General features: G+C 71.1%; 3 protein-coding genes and 1 pseudogene. All 4 read right to left on the bottom strand.

The window, feature by feature from the left end; translation table 11 throughout:
• Nucleotides 1-137: 137 nt before the first annotated feature.
• Nucleotides 138-997, bottom strand: a pseudogene (locus tag ACXJMZ_RS36720) (transposase).
• Between the two features lie 78 nt (nt 998-1,075).
• Entirely contained in the window at nt 1,076-1,543 is a 468-nt protein-coding gene (locus tag ACXJMZ_RS36715) for a DUF6924 domain-containing protein (RefSeq protein ID WP_457034334.1), read from the bottom strand.
• Between the two features lie 1,086 nt (nt 1,544-2,629).
• Nucleotides 2,630-3,172, bottom strand: coding sequence for an FABP family protein (locus ACXJMZ_RS36710; protein WP_457034333.1), 543 nt, complete (start codon nt 3,170-3,172; stop codon nt 2,630-2,632).
• A gap of 230 nt (nt 3,173-3,402) precedes the next feature.
• Nucleotides 3,403-4,618: hypothetical protein (locus tag ACXJMZ_RS36705; RefSeq protein WP_457034332.1), on the bottom strand; the 1,216-nt coding region annotated here is incomplete at its 5' end.

The following is a 4,618-nucleotide window of genomic DNA, read 5'->3' as shown; positions in this document are numbered from 1 at the left end:
GCCTGCAGCCGCACCCGCTCCCGGACAGCCCTCCCAGCGTCGGTCAACCCGCCGCCCTGCGCGTACCTCATAGCCCAGAGCTACCGCAGCCGAGCCACCGCCGTCAGGCAAACAGCTCCGACATCACCCAATCAAGTTCAGTAGCAGCGTTGGTCCCGCAGGAGGGCCCAGATGACGTTGCCGCGGCGCCGGGCGAGGGCGAGGAGGGCTTGAGTGTGGCGCTTGCGGTCGTAGAAGCGCCGCGATTCGTCGCAGCAGCGGATGCTGATCAGCGCGGAGGTGTAGAAGACGCGTTGGAGCTTGCGGTTGTGGCGTTGCGGGCGGTGGAGGTTGCCGCTGATCTTGCCGGAGTCGCGGGGCGCGGGCGCGACTCCGCCGAGGCCGGCGAGGCGGTCCGGACTGGCGAAGGCGCCCATGTCACCGCCAGTGGCGGCCAGGAACTCGGCTCCGAGGATGGGGCCCAGGCCCGGCAGACTGGCGAGGATCTCGGCATCGCGGAACCGGGCCGCGATGACCTTGTCCATCTGGGCGACCTGCTGATTGAGAGTAATGACCTGGGCGGCAAGGGCGTGGACCATCCGGGCGGCCGTCTTCTCGCCCGGAACAGTGGTGTGCTGGCTTGAGGCGGCCTCCAATGCCACCTCGGGCGATCTGGCCGGCGCCACGAACGTGCGGTACCGCAGCCAGGTCTCCAGTCGTTTCGTGCCCAGCCGGCGCAGGGCGGCAGGGGTCTGATGGCCGGTCAGCAGTGTCAGATGTAGAAGGTGCTCTGGCCGTGGTTGAAGAGAACCGCGATCATCAGGGCGGCCCCACCGTCGGCGAGGTCGATGCCCCACGTCACCTCCTCGCCCAGGGCCAGGACGTCGGCGAGGAGGTGGAGCAGTTCCGGCTCGTCGTTGGCGACTCGTCGCGACAGCAGCCAGCGGCCGCTCTCCTCGATCACCACGCAGTGGTGGTGGGTCTTGCCTGCGTCGATACCGGCCCGGATGGCGGCCACTCGACTCCTCCGTGCGGCGGGCTGTGCGGGAAGTTTGACGGCGTCTCAGCGGAGTTTGACCGGCTGCCGTAATGCGCCCTAGAAGGACCGGAAGACGCCGGCGGGGTCAGTCTGGGCGGCATCGACGACGTCTTCGAAGCTCAGGTTGGCGATCGACAGGTTCGCGTGGATGTCGCCGATGCCGGCGGGAACGGTACGAACCGCTCCGCTGTCTGCCTCGAACTCCTCGTCGCTCTCACAATCCTCCCTGGTCAGCACCGCCACCGCCAGCAGCGCGTGGTCGTGGTCGTCCATGGTGACGCGGTCGGCCAGGAAGACGACGCTCAGTTCCTCGTCCCCGGAGAATGCGGCGATCACGTCGTCAGCCGTTGCTCCCGCCCAGGCCGGATCATCGACAACGTGCAGGTAGGGCTCGACGTCGCCGCTGTCGAACTCCCACGGCTTCAACAGCTCCGCCAGTACCGCCTGCCAGGCTTCCTCGTTGCCGAAGTCGGTTCTGATGRTCAGCGCGGCGTACTCATCGCGGTCGGCAATGGTGGGCAGCATTTTGGGGTTCCGGTCTCTATGGGGGTGTATGTACCGCGCACACGATGCCAGCCCCCGCCGACAGTCGGTCAAACTTCGGTGAGACGGGATACCGACAACCCGCTGCAGGGCCATATCCCTGTCCTGTCTCAGCCCGGACGGAAAACGCCCCTACCTGGGGATACGGTCTGAGACCGTCCCGGCGAAACGGACAAGCCGGACGGGATGAGACACAGGTGGGACAGAGCTGAGGAGTCGAGTCCGGGGTCGGCAGCCCGGAGGCGCGGCGCACTGCCGCGGACGGCTGTCGTACGCCCAAACAAGGGAATCCGGGCCATCCGCACACGTCACAGCACGACAACATCCGGCAAGTCGGCGGTCCAACCCCGACCCCCACAACTCGTACGGGGTGACGCATCGCTGACCTCCGTGCCCACCGGCGCACCGCACGGGCACCGGCGGTTCATCCCGCCCCGGCCCGACAGACCGCAACAGCCGACGTCCTCAAAGCTCGGGCCCCGCGGACACCAGGAACCCGTCACCGTCCGGGTCCCCGACGCACGGGCTTCCCGCGAAAACCGCCACCAGGTCCTCGCACAGCACGAACAGTGCACCCCAAGGCCCCGGCTCGACCGCGAAGCACCCCGGCGGCACAGTGGCGGATGCCATCCGTGCCCCTCCACCTTCGGACAGCCCTGGTCCATCGGACGGACAGGACGATCAAGCGACGGCCCGACCCGGACCAGGCCGGGCGACCCCGGCGCAGCCGTCCCGGGCAGCGGCCGACGGGCGGCCGACGGACCGACTGCCCATCCGGACCCCACCTCCCGCAAGACAGCCGGGGGACAGCGGCCACCACCGAACCCCGCCCGCCGAAACCACACCCGAACAATCCCCAGCAGACCCTCCAGCGCAATTCCGGTGCGGCAGAAAGGCATTCCGGCGATCATTCCCGACCGGCCGTCAACTCGGCCGGAGCCCGGCACGGTCGCAGCCCGCTGCCAGCTGCCCGCTGCCCGCTGCCCGGCCACGGGATGGGCCGGCCTGACGGCCCTCAGGCGGTACCGGGCCGGGCGGGCAGGACGTGGCAGGTGCACCGTTGCAGGACTAGCCCTGGTGCCACAGCTGCGCCGAGAGGTGGTGCTGGAGTGGCTGGCCGACTGCCGCGAGGTCGTGGACGAAAGTGAGCGCGCCGTCGCCGGTCAGGGTGTAGCACCGACGTGTGGCGCTGACCTCCTTGGCCGTGGGCGCGAGCGCCACCTCGTGGGTGGCGAGGTCGACCGCGGTGCCGTCCGCCTGGCCGACCAGGATCTCCGCGATGCCGGTGGGCTGGGTGATCAGGGCCTCCACCCTGCCGTCAGGCTGGAGCCGCCACCAGCCGCTCTCCCGGGCCGACGGGCGCAGCGGCACATTGTCGGCATCGAGCAGCCAGGCCCGGGTCTCGTAGTGGAGGAACGGCCGGCCGTCGTGGCTGAAGGTGATCTCCTGCGCGTAGGTGAACTCGCCGGTGAGCGTCGGGTACCCGCCGCGGCCCCGGCCGCGCCAGGTTCCCAGGAGCCCGAGCACCGGTTTCAGCAGTGCGTGCGGCGCGGGCGCCTCGTCCGGCCGGTGGGCGTCGGGGTACGGGTGCTCCGGTGCAAGGTCGAACACTGTGCGCTCCTCAAGTGGGGTCTGTAGTCGGGCCTGCTGACGGTCCGCGTGGTTTTGGAAGCCTACGACTCCCCATCCACACGGTCGCATCAGGAACGATCGCAGGTGAAGTACAGCCGGGCACAGCACAGCCCCGGCAAGCGGAACGGTCGGTGAAGCAGTGCCCCGGGGTCCAGCGGGAGCTCTCGCTCGGCGGCCCGAACCCGTGGGGTGCGGCCGACGGGGCGTCATCAGATCCGAACGTGGCGCAGCACCCCTTCGACGCAGGCCCGGACGTGCCGGCTGGGGTCCTCGCGCAGCCCGGCGGCCAGCTCGAGGGCGGCCGGAGTGCCCAGCAGTGCAAGCGACTTGACGGCCTGTGCGCGGGCCCGCGGCTCCTTCTCGAGGGTGGCGTTCGCCAGGCGCTCCAGTCGGCCGGGCCGCTCCGGGAGACGGGGTTCGAGCCAGGCCCGGGTGGTGGCGTCGCGCAGCCAGACCAGCTGCTCCGCGATCCGGTCGGGGTCCGCTGTCGGTTGGTGGGCGGCGCGCAGGATGCCTTCGGTGGCCAACCGTCGGATCTTTCGGTCGGGCGCGGTGTGGATCAGATGGATCATCACCTCGACCAGCGCGGGGTCGCCGCGTTCGGCGAGCGGGCGCACCAGCGCGGTCCGGACGGTGCCGTGCAGCAGGGTCTGGACCACCAGGTCGGTGGCGCGCGGGGAGTCGCAGAGCGCCAGGACGTCGGTGGCGAGATCGCGCAGCACGGGGCCGCCGCGACCGCGGACGTCGAGAACACTCCAGCGCAGCAGGTCGAGTGCCAGGTCCTCGACCCGGGTCAGGTCCGCGCCCGGGCCGGGGCCGAGCCGGTGCAGTGCGAGCAGTCGGGTGTCGTACCTGCTGCGGATCCCGACCCCGGTGGTCCTCGGCAGCGCGACGATCTCGGGGACGGCCTCGACGGCGCCGAGGCGGGCGAGTGCGGCGATGGCGGCGGCCCTGGCCTCCCGGGCCCCGCCGCGCAGGACTGCGATCAACTCGGGGACGGCCTCGGTGAGTCCCAGCCGGCCGGCGGCGTAGGCGGCCCGGCGGTACGCGGCGTTCGGGTCGCGGAGCACGGTGAGGACGGCCGCGCGGCGGGCGGCGTTCCCGCCGATCTCCTGGATCGCCCGGTCGGCGCGGGCCTGCATCGCCCCGTGCTCGTGGCCGAGGGTGGCGGTCAGCACGGGCAGCGCGGAGGCGTCGCCGTACGTCCCGAGGGCAGTGATGAAGTCGCCTTGGTACGGGTTGCGAGCGACCCGGTCGATCAGCCAGCGGACCAAGGCGTCCCGCCCCTCGGGGACCGGATCGCCCTTGGCACGTCGGCTCAGCTCCGCGCGCTGCTCCTGCTCGACCTCCGCGTCGTACCGTTCGAGGGCGCCGCGCGGACGTCCGGGCCGTCGAACGGGCGGAGGAAGTCGGCGAGGTAGTACC

The sequence above is a fragment of the Kitasatospora sp. P5_F3 genome (genome assembly GCF_054049135.1).
The sequence above is the reverse complement of the archived record's forward strand: the minus strand, read 5'-3'. Positions and strand labels throughout refer to the sequence as shown.